This is a genomic window from Chromohalobacter moromii, from assembly GCF_023091865.1.
Taxonomy (GTDB): Bacteria; Pseudomonadota; Gammaproteobacteria; order Pseudomonadales; family Halomonadaceae; genus Chromohalobacter; species Chromohalobacter moromii.
In genome coordinates, this window is sequence record NZ_JAHXDI010000001.1 from 883329 (window position 1) to 897232 (window position 13904).

The window sequence follows — 13904 nt, forward strand, 5'->3', positions numbered from 1 at the left end:
ATGGGTATCGACATGAACGTCGCTTACCCAAGGAGGTTCGCATGAAGATTCTGATGGTATTGACGTCGCACGACCGCATGGGGGACACCGGTCACGCCACCGGCTTCTGGCTCGAGGAGTTCGTGGCGCCGTACTACGTGTTCAAGGATGCGGGCGCCGAGTTGACCCTGGCCTCGCCTCAAGGTGGGCAGCCGCCCATCGATCCCACTTCCACGCAGCCCGATGCGCTGACCGAGGAAACGCGCCGCTTCGAGGCGGATAGCGAGGCCAAGGCGCAGTTGGCCAATACGCGCAAGCTGTCCGAGGTGCGCGCCGATGACTATGATGCAGTCTTCTATCCCGGCGGCCATGGCCCATTGTGGGATTTGACGCAAGATCGCCATTCCCAGCAGTTGATCCACGACTTCCTCGTGGCCCGCAAACCGGTCGCCGCAGTCTGCCATGCGCCTGCCGTGTTGGTGCATGCCCAAGGTCCCGATGGTCAGTCGGTTGTCAAGGGGCATCGCGTAACGGGGTTCTCGAACAGCGAGGAAGACGCCGTGGGGCTGACCGATGTCGTGCCGTTGCTGGTGGAAGATGCTCTGAAAGAAAAGGGCGGCCACTATGAGCGCGGCGACGCGGATTTCGATGCCTTCCAATTGCGCGATGGCCTGTTGATCACCGGTCAGAATCCGGCTTCCAGCGCGCCGACGGCCAAGTTGCTGCTGGATGCTCTCAAAGGCTGATCCTGGCCCTCGACCTTTACCCGCTTCCCTTATAATGGCTCGCCTTGGCGGGCCATTATTTCTTTTGAGTTAATGATGCCTTTCCTCTCGGCGTCCTGGCGTGATGCGCGATAGCCATTATGCTAAAGGCATAATCGGTGGAGAAACACGCATGTGGCGCAATTCGGTACACGGCTGGGGCTTGCCCAGCATCCTTTTGCATTGGCTGAGTGCCGTGCTGGTCGTGTCGCTCTTCGTGCTTGGCTGGTGGATGACCGGCCTTGATTACTATGACCGCTGGTATCAACTGGCGCCGTGGTGGCACAAGTCGCTGGGCCTGGCGCTACTGGGTTTGACGCTGCTGCGGCTGGCGTGGCGCCTGATGCAGCCCACGCCCGAGGCACACGGCGTGTCTTGGGAGCGGGCGATGGCGCATGCTGGCCATGGCTTGCTCTACGTCTTGCTGTTGACGGTGATGATCAGTGGCTACTTGATCTCTACTGCCGAAGGCCAAGGCATCAGTGTGTTCGGCGCCTTCGAAGTACCGGCACTGCTCAGCGACTTGCCCCGGCAGGCGACCCTCGCGGGGGAGGTGCACTGGTATGCAGCGTGGGCATTGATAGTGCTAGCCGTGGGGCACACGCTGGCTGCGCTTAAACATCATATTCTCGACCGCCGAGACACCTTGCGTCGCATGTGGTGGCCCGGTGAGTCTCGACGCCAATGAGTTCTATGTCCGTGGCGGTTTGCCGCCACTTAAGTACTTCAATCCTTCCTCCTAGGAGATGACGATGTTCTCGAAATCGCTATTCAAGACCGCGACCAGTGCCGCCCTCGGGGCTGCCGTACTGTTGCCCATGGCCCAGGCCAACGCCGCCGATTACAAGATCGACAGCGAAGGGCAACATGCCTTCATTGAGTTCAAGATCAGCCATCTGGGGTATTCCTATGTTCTCGGTAGCTTTGAGGACTTCACGGGAACGTTCAGCTACGATGCCGATGCACCGGAAGATGCCAGTGCCAATGTCGAGATCGACGTGAACAGTATCGATACCCACCACGCCGAGCGTGACAAGCACCTGCTGAGTGATGACTTCCTTGATGCGTCGCAGTATCCCACCGCGACGTTCGAGTCGACCGGTTTCGAATCGACCGGTGAAGGCGAGGGTGAACTCACCGGTGACTTGATGCTGCATGGCCAGACGCAGTCGATCACTATCGATGTCGATCATATCGGCGGCGGTGATGATCCGTGGGGTAATTATCGCGAAGGCTTCGAAGGGGAAACGACGTTGACGTTGTCTGACTTCGGCATCGATACCAGCAAGTTGGGGCCGACCGCGTCCACCGTCGACATGTACTTGGTGATCGAAGGTATCCGCCAGTAATTCGCTCTGCATACGTGAGCCCGAATCGCCCCGCCTTGTGCGGGGCGATTCACGTTGGACTCAGTGGTGGGCGATCGCCAGTCGATTGCGCCCGCCTTGCTTGGCCCCGTAAAGCGCCATATCGGCGTGATGCAGCAGAGTGTCGGCGTACTCGCCGTGCTGGGGGTAACAGGCTAGCCCTAGAGAGACGGTAAGGCCAAGCGGTGTATCATCGTCCAGGGTGATATTCAGCGTGGCGACCTGTTGCCGAAGATGCTCACCGCGTTGCCGTGCGGCGGCCAGGTCGGCACCGGGCATGATGATGACAAACTCCTCGCCGCCGTAACGGCAGACGATATCGCCGCGCCGAACGTTGTTGCTCAGGAGACCGGCGACCTCGATCAAGACCTTGTCGCCAAAGGCATGGCCGTGGTCATCGTTGATTGGCTTGAAATGGTCGATATCCAGCATGAGAACCGACAAGGGGCCGGGCTGGCGTTCGGCACGTGCCAGTTCGCGCGTCAAGGTATCGTCCAAGAAGCGTCGGTTGTAGAGACCGGTCAAGGCATCGCGAACGCTTGCCTCCTCGAGTTGCTCGCGCAGTTGCACATTGCTTAGTGATAGTGCCATATCCTCGGCGGCGCCCAGGGCGAATTCAGCTTGAGGATCGCCGTTATCCGTCTCGTCAGGGGGGCTGGTGAGATGAAGGTGCAGTACCCCCATCGGTTCCTCCGTACCCCTCAAGGGTATGCAAAGATGGCGTCCGGGGCGCGCGGCGCGCAGGTGCGAGCAGGCCTTTGCATCGTGCGCCATGGGCAGAGTGACATCGCGCAGTCCACCATCGCGCAGAGCTAGGCATTCGTCCCGCTCGATATCGCCACTGTCCTCGCCCCACTGACAAATACGATGGGGCGCGGCGGTATGTGTGTTGAGGCACCACAACGTACCGCCGAGGGTATTGGCAAAAACCGTGGGTAACTGGTTACGCAGCGTCGACTGCGCTTCCTGCGTACTGCGGCAGGCTTGCAGGGCTTCGACAAGATCATGACGCGCTCGCATATCGCGGGTTCGATCGCGTACCAGCACATTGACGCGTTCGGCGAGTTCGCGATTAGTGCGTTTTTCGGTGGCTACCAGCGTCTCGAGGCGCGCGGCCATGGCGTTGAAAGCATGCGCCATCCAGGCGAACTCATCGCGTCCTCGGAGCGCCACGCGCTGGCTGAGGTCCCCCGCGACCATACGCTGCGAGCGCTGGGTGATTTCCGAGACAGCGTGCCGGGTGCGCCGAAACAACGGCCACCAGGTCAGCAGGGCGCTCGCCAGTGCCAGCAAGATGCTCCATACCATGATGTACTGCGCGTGTTTTGCGGCACCCTGGCTATCGGTCTGACGCGTATGGAGAGCTTCCTGCTCGGTATCGATGAAGTTGCCCATGACCGTGCGGAACTCATCGACCATGCGCTTGCTGGCCTTATCGGCTATAGGGAGTAGTTCGGGTGTCTCGTTACGCGTCTTGAGGATGCTGTCGGTGGCGACGTTTTTTATCCATTGCCGGAAAAGTTGGTTGGCCTGCTCGAGGCGTCGATGTTGCGTCGTGTCGTTCGAGGCTTCTTTCAAGCGTCGCAGGGTGCGCGGAAAAGTGCTCAAGGCACGCTGGTAGGGCGCCAGGTAATCGCCATCCCCGGTCAGGGCGTAACCACGCTGGGCAGTTTCGGCGTCCATGAACAGTCGCATCAAGTGATTGGCATCGGCGATCACCTCCAGGGTCTGGGCGACGCTGCGAGCCGTGCGCTGCTCGACCTGAGATGCCTGGTAGAGGGCAAGGCAGCCGGTCAGCATGATCATGAAAGGCACGATGGCGGCGACTATCATGCGCGCGTAGAGTGAATGAGGCATGAGGTTTAGCTTCCTCAGGTGTGTAACTATCGGTTACGTATGGTTGATCATAATGGGGCTCGGTAGCCAATCTCAATGGCGATCTAGCGTGAGGAAGGTGTTGAAAGTCAATTTAACGGTCCCCACTTCCCGTACTGATGAGACAGATCACCTGATGCGATGTTTCATATTGTAACCAGGCGTTTTTTGTACTGTCTTTTGTCATCTGACAAGGAGTCATCATGCTGAACCAACGTACGTTGCCCCGCATTGGTCTCGGTACCTTTCGTCTCAAGGACCAAGACGTCATCGACTCGGTCACGTCAGCGCTGTCACTCGGTTACCGGCATATTGATACTGCTCAGTTCTACGATAACGAGCGCGCCGTGGGTGAGGCGCTCAAACAAAGCGATGTTCCCCGCGACGAGATATTCCTGACCACCAAGGTGTGGTGGGACCGTTTACAGCCGCAGGCATTGCTGGAAAGCTTCGAAGAAAGTTGCCGCAAGCTCGGCGTAGAATACGTCGACCTGGCTCTGGTGCACTGGCCGTCGCCCGACGATGAAGTGCCGATGGCCGATTACATTGGCGCCTTGAACCAGGCGCGCGAGAAGGGCCTCACGCGCGAAATCGGTGTATCCAACTTCACGGTGGCGCAGCTCGACCAGGCCCTCTCGGTGCCCGGAGGCGAGCATCTAATTACCAACCAGATTGAAGTGCATCCCTTTCTGGCCAATCGCACCGTGGTGGCGCATTGCCAGGAGAAGGGGCTGCAAGTCACCGGTTACATGCCACTGGCGGTGGGCAAGGTGATGGACGAGCCCGTGCTCAAGGAGATTGGCGAGGCGCATGGCGTGAGTCCGGCGCAGATCGCACTGGCTTGGGTCGCGGCGCGCGACATCGTGGTGATCCCGTCGTCCACGAAGCCGGAGCACCAGCAATCGAACCTGGAGGCGATGGCGATTACTTTGAGTGCCGACGAGATGGCGCGCATCGATGCGCTGGATAGGGGCGAGCGTATCGCCAATCCGGATTTTGCTCCTGAGTGGGATGCCTGAATCGTCATCACTCACGAAGGCACTTTTTGCTGGCAGCCTGTTAGACTTGGCGCCCCCGGTATCGACCGATGCCGGGGGCGCCCTGCTTGATACCTTGACCGTTGATTCGCAATGAGGTTTCCGTGACGGAATCCATGTCCTCGCTACGTCGCCAACTGTGGCAGCAGACCTGGCCCATGGCCATTGGTGTACTCTCGCTGCTGGGCTTCCAGCTTGTCGATAGTGCTTTCATCGCGCGTTTGGGCACCCAGCCGCTCGCGGCACAATCCTTCACCTTCCCGCTGTCGTTTCTGATCATCGGCGTGCAGGTGGGGCTGGGGATCGCCATCGCGGCGCTGATTTCGCGCACCCTGGGGGCGGGCGATACAGCGCGAGCCAGGCGTCTAGGCAGCCTGGTGCTGGTCGGTGGAAGTGCCTTGATGGCACTGCTGATGTTGATCATGTGGGCCGCGCAGACGCCGATCTTCACGCTGTTGGGAGCCGATGCCCCCACGCGGGAGCTGATTCGCGCCTATTGGGGGCCGCAGTTGGTGGCCAACTGGCTAGGGGCGGTGCTGTATTTCGGCTATAGCTTGTTCCGGGCACATGGCGATACACGCTTGCCCGGCAAGCTCATGGTGCTGACCAGCCTGATCAACCTAGGCCTCGATCCGCTGTTGATTTTCGGTGTCGGCGACTGGTCGGGCTGGGGACTGCCTGGCGCGGCCTGGGCGACGGCGTTGGCGTTTTCCATCGGTATCTGGCAACTGGTGGTGCGCCTACGTGCCCACGACTGGTTGGCGCGTCATGGGTTGCGTGATGAACTGCGTGCCTCGGCCGTGCCGTTCATGGCGATTGCCGGCCCTGCGATGATCAGCCAATTGATGCCGCCGTTGTCGGCGATGCTGGCAACCTCCATTGTCGCCAAACTGGGTGAGACGGCGGTTGCGGCGTGGGGGCTGGCCAGCCGTCTGGAAACGCTCTCGTTGATGGTGGTGCTGGCGCTGACCATGTCGCTGCCGCCTTGGCTGGGGCGTTGTTACGGCGCTGGCGATTGGTCGCGCATCGATGCCTTGATGAGGCTAGCGGCGCGTACAGCGGTGGTTTGGCAGTTGGGGCTGGGATGTGTCATGGCACTGGCGGCACCCTGGGTAGCGGTCGCTCTGTCGGGTAATCCGGAAATACGCGATGAACTCGCGACCTTGATACGTTGGCTGCTACCTAGCTATAGCCTGCTGGGCCTTTGCATGCTGGTAGTCTCCGCCTCCAATGCGCTGGGCTGGCCGGTACGCGCGATGCTGCTGTCCTTCATGCGCTTGTTCGTGTGTTACTTGCCATGCTTGGCGGTGGGCGCCTGGCTGTCGGGCGTCTTTGGCGTCGCCTGGGGAGCCGCGTTGGGCAACGTGCTGGCAGGCGGCCTTGCCTGGGGCATTTTCCGGCGTTCCTTGACGCAGCGCATGGCGGTCAGTGGCGAAACTTGAAAACGCCGTTTTTTAAGTCCTAAAAACCAGGTGGTGGATAAAAATCGATTTCATCATCTGGTTATGAGTTAGATTACCTCATATTTTACTGGCTTTTCCGTCCTATACTGGCGCTTCGTTTCAGCATCCAATCAGCGCCAAGTAGGGGAAAGCCATGCACGTACTCATTCTCGGCAGTGGTGTCGTCGGTGTCACCAGCGCCTACTATCTGGCATCGCAGGGGCATGAAGTCACGGTGGTGGATCGCCAGGCTGGGCCCGCCATGGAAACGAGTTACGGCAATGCCGGCCAGGTATCCTTCGGGTTTTCCTCGCCCTGGGCGGCCCCGGGCATTCCGCGCAAGGCACTCAAGTGGATGTTCCAGGAACATGCGCCGCTGAAGATTCGGCCCAAGCGCGACCCCGCCATGGCACGCTTCATGATGGCGATGTTCAACAATTGCACGCCCGAGCGCTATGCCGTCAACAAGGAGCGTATGGTGCGTGTCGCCGAGTACAGCCGACAATGTATCGATGCGTTGCGCCGCGATACGGGGATTCGCTACGAGGATCGCCAGCGTGGCCTGCTGCAGCTCTTTCGTCATGACGCTCAGGTCGAGGCGGTGGCCAAGGACATGCGCGTGCTGAGCGATTGCGGCGTGCGCCACCGGCTGCTCGATGCCCAAGAAGTGACCGCCGTGGAACCGGCGCTGGCACGTGTGCCGGGCAAGTTCGTGGGTGGGCTTCATCTGCCGGACGATCAGACCGGCGACTGCCATTTGTTCACCCAACGCTTGGCCGATCACTGCCGTGAACAGTTAGGTGTCGAATTTCGCTTCAATGTCGATATCCAGCGCATCGAGCGTCAGGCCGGTCGCATCGAACGAGTCATGACCTCGGCGGGCGCCCTGAGCGCCGATGCATACGTGGTGTGCCTGGGCAGTTTCTCGCCGCTTCTGATGAAGGATCTCGATATCCGCTTGCCGATTTATCCTGTGAAGGGGTACAGCCTGACGTTGCCGGTGATCGACGATGGCGGCGCGCCGCAGTCCACGGTGATGGACGAGACCTTCAAGGTAGCCATCTCGCGCTTCGACGACCGGATTCGCGTCGGCGGTACCGCCGAGCTGGCGTCCTACGATTTGAGTCTGCTGGAAAAACGCCGCGCGACTATCAGCATGGTGGTGCGTGATGTCTTTCCTGAAGGCGGCGATATGGCCAAGGCCGAATTCTGGACCGGCCTGCGCCCGATGACGCCGGACTCGACGCCCATCATCGGTGCCACGCGGTATGACAACCTCTGGCTCAACACCGGCCATGGCACCCTGGGATGGACGATGAGCTGTGGTAGCGCCCACTTGCTGGCTGACCTGATGGCTGGTCGTCGCCCGGCCATCGATCCTCAAGGGCTTTGTGTGGCGCGTTACGCCGCGTGATCTTGTGGCTTGGGGAATCCCTGAGCGCACTGCTTGTCCAATGCTCGCATCAGGTCCGGTCCATCAGTATCGGGCACTCTTAAGTGTGATGAGAGCCATTGAGGAGGCAGCGATGACGAATCTCTCAAACTGGCGTGCCACAAGCGCCGGCATAGTGGCGTTGTTATTGAGCAGTACGATGATGATGAGCGGGGCGGCACTCGCCCAGGAAGCGGCTGCTTCCTCGGAGGTCCAGAAGGGCCAAGCGACCGAGGCGGGCGAGGTTAGCGAAAAATCAACCGGGGTCAGCGATGAGGAAGCCAGCTTCGGCCAGGGGGGTGCACAAACCCCGCTCGACCAACGCCGCAATGCGGTGACCTTCGATCAGATGGATATCGACGCGGATGGTGTGCTCAGCGAAGAAGAGGCACGTCAGGCCGACCGCCTCGATTTGTTCGAGCGCCTCGACGACGGTGAAGGTGAGGTAACGCGGGAGACGTTTCGCGACAAGATCGGCTCGGACACGCTACCCGACGCTCAGGATAAGTAAACGTACAACAAAACGCCCGCCATGCGTGCGCGTGGCGGGCGTTTTCGTGCCGGTCAGCGGCGTCGTTGTCAGCCGACGACGGTGGCGATGGCCTTGGCTACATAGGGAAGGTTTTCCTGCGCCAGGCCAGCGACGTTGGCCCGGCCGGAACGCACCATGTAGATGCCGAATTCGTCGCGTAGGCGGTCCACCTGTTCCGGGCTCAGCCCGGTGTAGGAGAACATGCCACGTTGCTCGGCGATGAACGCGAAGCGTTCGTCCAGCCCGTAAGGCTTGAGCGCCTCGACGAAGTCACGGCGCAAGCCGTTGATGCGATCACGCATCTCGGTGAGTTCCTCACGCCATACGCCGGCCAATGCATCGTCGTTGAGAATCTCGGCCACGACCGCGCCGCCATGGGCCGGCGGGTTGGAGTAGTTCTCGCGGGCGACGATGGCCATCTGCGAGCGAACGTTTTCCATCTGCTCGCTGTCGCGGGCGATCATGATCATGCAGCCGGTGCGCTCGCGATAGACCCCGAAGTTCTTGGAGCAGGAGCTGGTGATCATGACCTCGTCGAGGTTTTCGGCCAGCAGGCGCGGTCCGTAGGCGTCGGCATCGAGGCCATCGCCGAAGCCTTGATAGGCAAAATCGACGAGTGGCAGTAGACGGCGCTCGCGTACGACTTCCAGCACGCGTTGCCATTGCTCGCGTGACAGGTCGAAGCCCGACGGATTGTGGCAGCAGGCGTGCAACAGCACGACATCCCCTTCGGGAATCTGCTGCAGGGCGCTCAACATACCCTCGAAGTCGAGACGGTTGTCGGCATCCACGTACGGATACTTCTTCAGCTCGACCCCCGCCGCATGAAAGATGCCCAGGTGGTTGGGCCAGGTCGGATCGGAGACCCAGATGCCCTTGCCGGGCAACTGCGACTTGATGAAGTCCGCCGCCAGCCGCAACGCGCCGGTACCGCCGGGCGACTGGGTCGCGCTGGCGCGGTTGGCGGCCAGCACCGGGGATTGCGCGCCGAGAACCAGTTCGAGTACCGCCTGGCCATAACGCGGATCGCCGTGCGAGCCGATATAGCTCTTGGTCGTCTCGTTCTTCAGCAGCCGCGCCTCGGCCTCCTTGACGGCCCGCATGACGGGCGTATTGCCGTGGGCGTCACGGTAAACGCCGACCCCCAGATCGACTTTCTGGGGGTTGGGATCCTTTTTGAAGGCTTCGATGAGCCCGAGGATGGCGTCCCCGGGTACGCGTTCAATCTGCTCGAACATTGGACTGCGCTACCTCGTCGGTTCTGGCGGCCATGATGAAATCGTTTTTATGCAAGCCCTTGATCTTGTGCGACCACCAAGTAACGGTGACCTTGCCCCATTCGGTGGTCAGCGCCGGGTGATGACCTTCTACCTCGGCGAGATCGCCCACCTGGTTGGTGAACGCCAGGGCCTGCTTGAAGTTGCGGAACGTGAACTCACGCTCCAATTGCATGATGCCATCGCGCTCCACGATCCGCCACTCGGGAATCTCGGCGCCGAGGCTATGCATGTCCGCATCGCTGACGGTGGGGGCGTCGGCGCTGCAGGCTTCGCATTTCAGTTCGGCAAGCTCGCTCATGCTGTTCTTCGCCTCCTTCGAGTGATTTATATCAGTGTAGAAGCCAGCGCCGGGGCGGGCCTACCGCAACGGCGCATGATTTACGCCTCGCTCGACGATGTGGCCTTCACGGCGGCGTGGATCTCCGGGTAGGGCCAGTCTTCCAGCGCCGCGAACCCCTCGAGCTGGCGTGCCTTGAGGCGGGTCAGCACGGGGTTGCTGAGCCCCGCGAGAAAGCGTGTGAACAACGCGTCGCTGGGGGGCGGCGCATCGGATAGCGCGGAGAGCCGTTCATGCAAAGGCGCACACAGCGTGGCTATCTGGTGCGGCTCGAGCGGTGCACGTGTCGGCTCCGTGGGCCACTGTGCGATATGGCCGCGGCACACCGAACAATGACCGCAATGCTCGGGCGCCTGATAATCGCCGAAATAGTCGGCTAGGCGCCGGCTGAGGCAGGTCGTCGATTCGAACAGAGCCAGCATGGCCTGCAAGCGCTCGATCTCGGCGCGCTCCTTGCGTTGGAAGTACGCCGTGAGCCGCTCGGCCAGCACAGCAATATCGATTTCGGAGGAGCGTACAGCGTAGACCTCGGTCATCTGCTTGCTTTCGAGCTGAATGAATCCCTGGTCGTTGAAATACTCCAGCGCGCTGATGACGCGTCGCCGAGAGGTATCGAGACCGCGCTCGGTACCCAGGGCGTCGAGCGCCTCATGGTCCAGCGCGCACCATGTCTTGGCCCTGGGCGATGCCTCGATCAGGGCGGCGACGAAATCGCGACGTTCGCCATTGAAACGCTCGATCAGTGTCTCCGGCGCGATCAGATACTTGAAGCGATATTCGGCGAAATAGGCGTAGCGCGGGGCGATGACGCCCTCGAGCTCGAGTCTCACCAGCAGTGTCTTGAGCGGCAGCGGCCGTATGTTGCTGTGCTGGGAGAGGGCGTTCAGGCGTACCTCCCACTGGCCGTGGGGCGCGGCATCGCGAATGTCTCGCAGGACGCGCTCGATGCCGTCGCGCTCGGGCGTGTCGCCGTAGACGAAGTTTTCCAGCGCACCCAGGGCGTCGCGACCGCCGAGCATCAAGCAGTTCGACGGTTGTCCGTCGCGTCCGGCGCGACCGATCTCCTGGCTGTAGTTCTCGATCGACTTGGGCAGATCGTAATGCACGACGTTGCGGATATCGGCCTTGTCGATGCCCATGCCGAAGGCGATGGTGGCGACGATGCAATTGAGCTCGCCGTTCATGAACGCCTGCTGCAGGGCATCGCGGGTCTCGCCGTCGAGGCCGGCGTGATAGGCGCGGGCCTCGAGGCCCGCCTTGCCCAGGTACGCCGCCATCTGCTCGGCGGTTTTCTGCAGGGTGACATAGACGATGCTGGGCTGGGGCGGCGAGGCGGCCAGGCGCGGCTCCAGCCACTCGACCAGGGCACGGGGGCGGCGCTCGGTGGCGGTGGGCTGCACCTGCAGGTCGAGATTGGGACGATAGAAGCCCGTGGCGGCGACATCCCGGGCGTCGATGCCGAAGCTGTCGCGCATGTCGTCGATGACGCGCGGCGTGGCCGTGGCGGTGAGCAACAGCGCCTGCGGAATGGCGAATTCACGCTGATAGGCGGGCAGCTTGAGATAGTCGGGACGAAAATTGTGGCCCCACTCGGACAAGCAGTGCGCCTCGTCGACCACCAGCAGCGAGACCGGCACCCGCTGCAGGAAGGCGCGAAAGCGCTCGTTCTTGAGGCGTTCCACCGAGATCATCAGGATGCGGATGTCGCCGCGCCTGACGCCATCCATCACCGCCGAGGCTTCCTCCCGGCTCTGGCGAGAGTCGAGGCTCGCTGCGGCGATGCCGTGACGGCGCAGGAACTCGAGCTGATCCTGCATCAGCGCCAGCAGTGGCGATACCACCAGGGTCAGGTGCGGCAGATGCAGCGCCGGCAGCTGGTAGCAGAGCGACTTGCCGGATCCGGTGGGAAATATCGCCGCCGCCGAGCGCCCCTGGGTCACGGCCTCGACCACCTGGCGCTGACCGGGGCGGAAGTCGGCGTAGCCGAAGACGCGTTGCAAGGTTTCCTGAATCATCGATCGTTCTCGCTGCAGAACTGAGTATGGCCGGGATATCGGGAGCGTGGCGATTGGCGCCCGTCGATACGACCCTTTGGGCGGCTAGCCGGTGGCATCCCTCTAGTCTACTTATTCTCGCATATCGTCGAAGTCGATGATGCGGGGATGCGTGTGCCATTCGACGCCTTGCCCGTCTGCTTCTACTGTGTTTCTAGAAGGACAATAAAAGATAAAGGAATAACCCATGGAAAAACTGGCTCGTAGACTCGGTCTGCAAACCGACCCGACCATCTTCTTCGTGTCGGCCGGCATCATGGTGATCTTTCTGATCGCCCTGTTAGTGGCGCCTGAACCCATTGGCGCTGCCTTTGGTGCCGGACGGGCCTGGATCGTCACCAATCTCGGCTGGTTTTTCATCTTTGGGGTGACTAGTTGGGTGGTGTTTCTGCTGTGGGTGGCCATCAGTCGTTTCGGCGCGATTCGCCTCGGCGGTAATGATGCCAAGCCGGCTTATAGCAACGTCTCCTGGTTTACCATGCTGTTTGCCGGCGGCATCGGCACGGTACTGATGTTCTGGGGGGTGGCCGAACCGATGTCCCATTTCGCCAACCCGCCGCGGCCGGACGTCGAGGCCTTCTCGGTCCAGGCTGCCGACGATGCGATGGGGTTCGCGATCTATCATCTGGGCCTGCACACCTGGGCGATTTTTACGCTGCCCGGGTTGGCATTCGCGTATTTCATTTATCGCTATAACCTACCCATGCGCTTCAGCTCGGTGTTCTATTCGCTGATCGGAGATCGGATCTACGGGCCGCTGGGTAAAGCGCTGGACGTCTTCGCGATTCTCGGCACTCTGTTCGGGGTGGCCGTTTCGATCGGCCTGGGGACCCAGCAGATCAATGCCGGCTTGACGGAGCTGCTCGGTGTCTCCAATGGCGTCCTGCCCAAGGTCATCATCATTGCCGTTCTCACCACTGTGGCGGTGTGCTCGATCGTGGCGGGCCTGGACAAGGGCGTGAGAGTGCTGTCCAACATCAATATCGGCATGGCGGTGGGGTTGATGCTGTTCGTGCTGGTTACCGGATCGACGGTGTTCCTGCTGCGCTCGATCATCGAAACCGTCGGCATCTATGTCTCCAATATCGTGCCGATGGCGTTCTGGAACGATGCGCTGGCGGAATATACCCACGAGGAAGGTGGCTGGGGCTGGCAGGGAAGCTGGACCGTCTTCTACTGGGCATGGACGGTGACCTGGTCGCCCTTCATTGGCATCTTCGTGGCGCGTATCTCCCGCGGGCGCACGATCCGTGAATTCGTACTCGGGGTATTGTTCGCCCCGTCGATGTTCACCTTGGTGTGGTTCGCGATCTTCGGCTGGTCGGCAATGCAGATCGATGGCATCGGCGAAGATGCACGTGCGGCCCTCGGCGCGCAGGCCGGATCGTTGTCCGCGGCGGTGGAGGAGAGCATTCCGCTGGCGATGTTCGCCTTCTTCGAGCATTTCCCGGCGGCGACGCTGATTCAGGGCCTGGCGGTCGTCATCGTGGCGATCTTCTTTGCCACCTCGTCGGACTCGGCTTCGCTAGTGGTCGACATGCTATGTACAGGGACGTCCGATCCCGGTCCCTGGCATCAGCGGGTATTCTGGGGCGTGTCCGAAGGGATGTTGGCCGCCATGTTGATCGTGCTTGCCGGCGATGCCGGTTTGACCGCCTTGCAGCAGGTCATCACCGTCGTCGGCCTGCCGATGTTCATCCTGGTGTTCGCCATGATGTTCGCGCTGCTGCGGGGCTTGGCCCACGAGAAACTCAGCGAGGTGACTGTCGGCAAGCCGCCGCGGGCCGACGAGTTGTAGGTGAACC

At 61.3% G+C, this 13904-nt stretch carries 12 protein-coding genes; 8 read left to right on the forward strand and 4 right to left on the reverse strand.

Features of this window, described 5'->3' with window-relative positions; genetic code table 11:
- Positions 1-41 precede the first annotated feature (41 nt).
- From KZO83_RS03960 to KZO83_RS03970, 3 genes are all read left to right on the forward strand, one after another.
- Positions 42-725, forward strand: coding sequence for a type 1 glutamine amidotransferase domain-containing protein (locus KZO83_RS03960; RefSeq protein ID WP_247619830.1), 684 nt, complete (start codon positions 42-44; stop codon positions 723-725).
- Positions 726-876: 151 nt separating this feature from the next.
- Complete coding sequence (locus KZO83_RS03965; RefSeq protein WP_247619831.1) at positions 877-1431, forward strand: cytochrome b; 555 nt, start codon at positions 877-879, stop codon at positions 1429-1431.
- Positions 1432-1495: 64 nt separating this feature from the next.
- Complete coding sequence (locus KZO83_RS03970) at positions 1496-2092, forward strand: YceI family protein (protein ID WP_247619832.1); 597 nt, start codon at positions 1496-1498, stop codon at positions 2090-2092.
- A 60-nt stretch (positions 2093-2152) separates the two neighbouring features.
- Here the strand turns inward: KZO83_RS03970 and KZO83_RS03975 are convergent, their stop codons facing one another.
- A complete protein-coding gene (locus KZO83_RS03975; RefSeq protein ID WP_247619833.1) occupies positions 2153-3967 on the reverse strand; it encodes a sensor domain-containing diguanylate cyclase in 1815 nt (604 codons plus the stop codon).
- Between the two features lie 221 nt (positions 3968-4188).
- Here KZO83_RS03975 and dkgB point away from each other — a divergent pair, with 221 nt between their 5' ends.
- From dkgB to KZO83_RS03995, 4 genes are all read left to right on the forward strand, one after another.
- Complete coding sequence (dkgB, locus tag KZO83_RS03980) at positions 4189-5004, forward strand: 2,5-didehydrogluconate reductase DkgB (RefSeq protein WP_247619834.1); 816 nt, start codon at positions 4189-4191, stop codon at positions 5002-5004.
- A gap of 134 nt (positions 5005-5138) precedes the next feature.
- Positions 5139-6464 (forward strand): MATE family efflux transporter, encoded by a 1326-nt coding sequence (locus KZO83_RS03985; protein WP_247620178.1) that lies wholly within the window; start codon positions 5139-5141, stop codon positions 6462-6464.
- Positions 6465-6618: 154 nt separating this feature from the next.
- The gene (locus tag KZO83_RS03990; RefSeq protein WP_247619835.1) at positions 6619-7878 is read left to right on the forward strand and encodes a D-amino acid dehydrogenase; all 1260 of its coding nucleotides are present in this window, start codon (positions 6619-6621) and stop codon (positions 7876-7878) included.
- 112 nt (positions 7879-7990) lie between these two features.
- Positions 7991-8407: an EF-hand domain-containing protein gene (locus KZO83_RS03995; protein WP_247619836.1), complete on the forward strand. Its 417-nt coding sequence runs from the start codon at positions 7991-7993 to the stop codon at positions 8405-8407.
- A gap of 68 nt (positions 8408-8475) precedes the next feature.
- Here KZO83_RS03995 and KZO83_RS04000 read toward each other — a convergent pair whose 3' ends face one another.
- From KZO83_RS04000 to KZO83_RS04010, 3 genes are all read right to left on the reverse strand, one after another.
- Positions 8476-9666 carry an amino acid aminotransferase gene (locus KZO83_RS04000; RefSeq protein WP_179000065.1) on the reverse strand — a complete coding sequence of 397 codons (1191 nt, stop codon included), beginning with the start codon at positions 9664-9666 and terminating at the stop codon, positions 8476-8478.
- A complete protein-coding gene (locus KZO83_RS04005; protein ID WP_179000064.1) occupies positions 9650-10006 on the reverse strand; it encodes a 4a-hydroxytetrahydrobiopterin dehydratase in 357 nt (118 codons plus the stop codon). The genes KZO83_RS04000 and KZO83_RS04005 overlap by 17 nt, the downstream gene beginning before the upstream one ends.
- 80 nt (positions 10007-10086) lie before the next feature.
- On the reverse strand, positions 10087-12060 hold the full coding sequence (locus KZO83_RS04010) for a RecQ family ATP-dependent DNA helicase (RefSeq protein WP_247619837.1): 1974 nt from the start codon (positions 12058-12060) through the stop codon (positions 10087-10089).
- A 226-nt stretch (positions 12061-12286) separates the two neighbouring features.
- On the opposite strand from KZO83_RS04010, the gene KZO83_RS04015 reads away from it, so the two are divergent.
- Positions 12287-13897 carry a BCCT family transporter gene (locus tag KZO83_RS04015; protein ID WP_247619838.1) on the forward strand — a complete coding sequence of 537 codons (1611 nt, stop codon included), beginning with the start codon at positions 12287-12289 and terminating at the stop codon, positions 13895-13897.
- The last annotated feature ends 7 nt before the right edge of the window (positions 13898-13904 follow it).

Coding starts and splice junctions, on each gene's coding strand:
- KZO83_RS03985 (WP_247620178.1), top strand. CDS start 5,139: ATGTCCTCGCTACGTCGCCAACTGTGGCAGCAGACCTGGCCCATGGCC.
- KZO83_RS03975 (WP_247619833.1), bottom strand. CDS start 3,967: ATGCCTCATTCACTCTACGCGCGCATGATAGTCGCCGCCATCGTGCCT.
- KZO83_RS03960 (WP_247619830.1), top strand. CDS start 42: ATGAAGATTCTGATGGTATTGACGTCGCACGACCGCATGGGGGACACC.
- KZO83_RS03965 (WP_247619831.1), top strand. CDS start 877: ATGTGGCGCAATTCGGTACACGGCTGGGGCTTGCCCAGCATCCTTTTG.
- KZO83_RS04015 (WP_247619838.1), top strand. CDS start 12,287: ATGGAAAAACTGGCTCGTAGACTCGGTCTGCAAACCGACCCGACCATC.
- KZO83_RS04005 (WP_179000064.1), bottom strand. CDS start 10,006: ATGAGCGAGCTTGCCGAACTGAAATGCGAAGCCTGCAGCGCCGACGCC.
- KZO83_RS04010 (WP_247619837.1), bottom strand. CDS start 12,060: ATGATTCAGGAAACCTTGCAACGCGTCTTCGGCTACGCCGACTTCCGC.
- KZO83_RS03990 (WP_247619835.1), top strand. CDS start 6,619: ATGCACGTACTCATTCTCGGCAGTGGTGTCGTCGGTGTCACCAGCGCC.
- KZO83_RS04000 (WP_179000065.1), bottom strand. CDS start 9,666: ATGTTCGAGCAGATTGAACGCGTACCCGGGGACGCCATCCTCGGGCTC.
- dkgB (WP_247619834.1), top strand. CDS start 4,189: ATGCTGAACCAACGTACGTTGCCCCGCATTGGTCTCGGTACCTTTCGT.
- KZO83_RS03995 (WP_247619836.1), top strand. CDS start 7,991: ATGACGAATCTCTCAAACTGGCGTGCCACAAGCGCCGGCATAGTGGCG.
- KZO83_RS03970 (WP_247619832.1), top strand. CDS start 1,496: ATGTTCTCGAAATCGCTATTCAAGACCGCGACCAGTGCCGCCCTCGGG.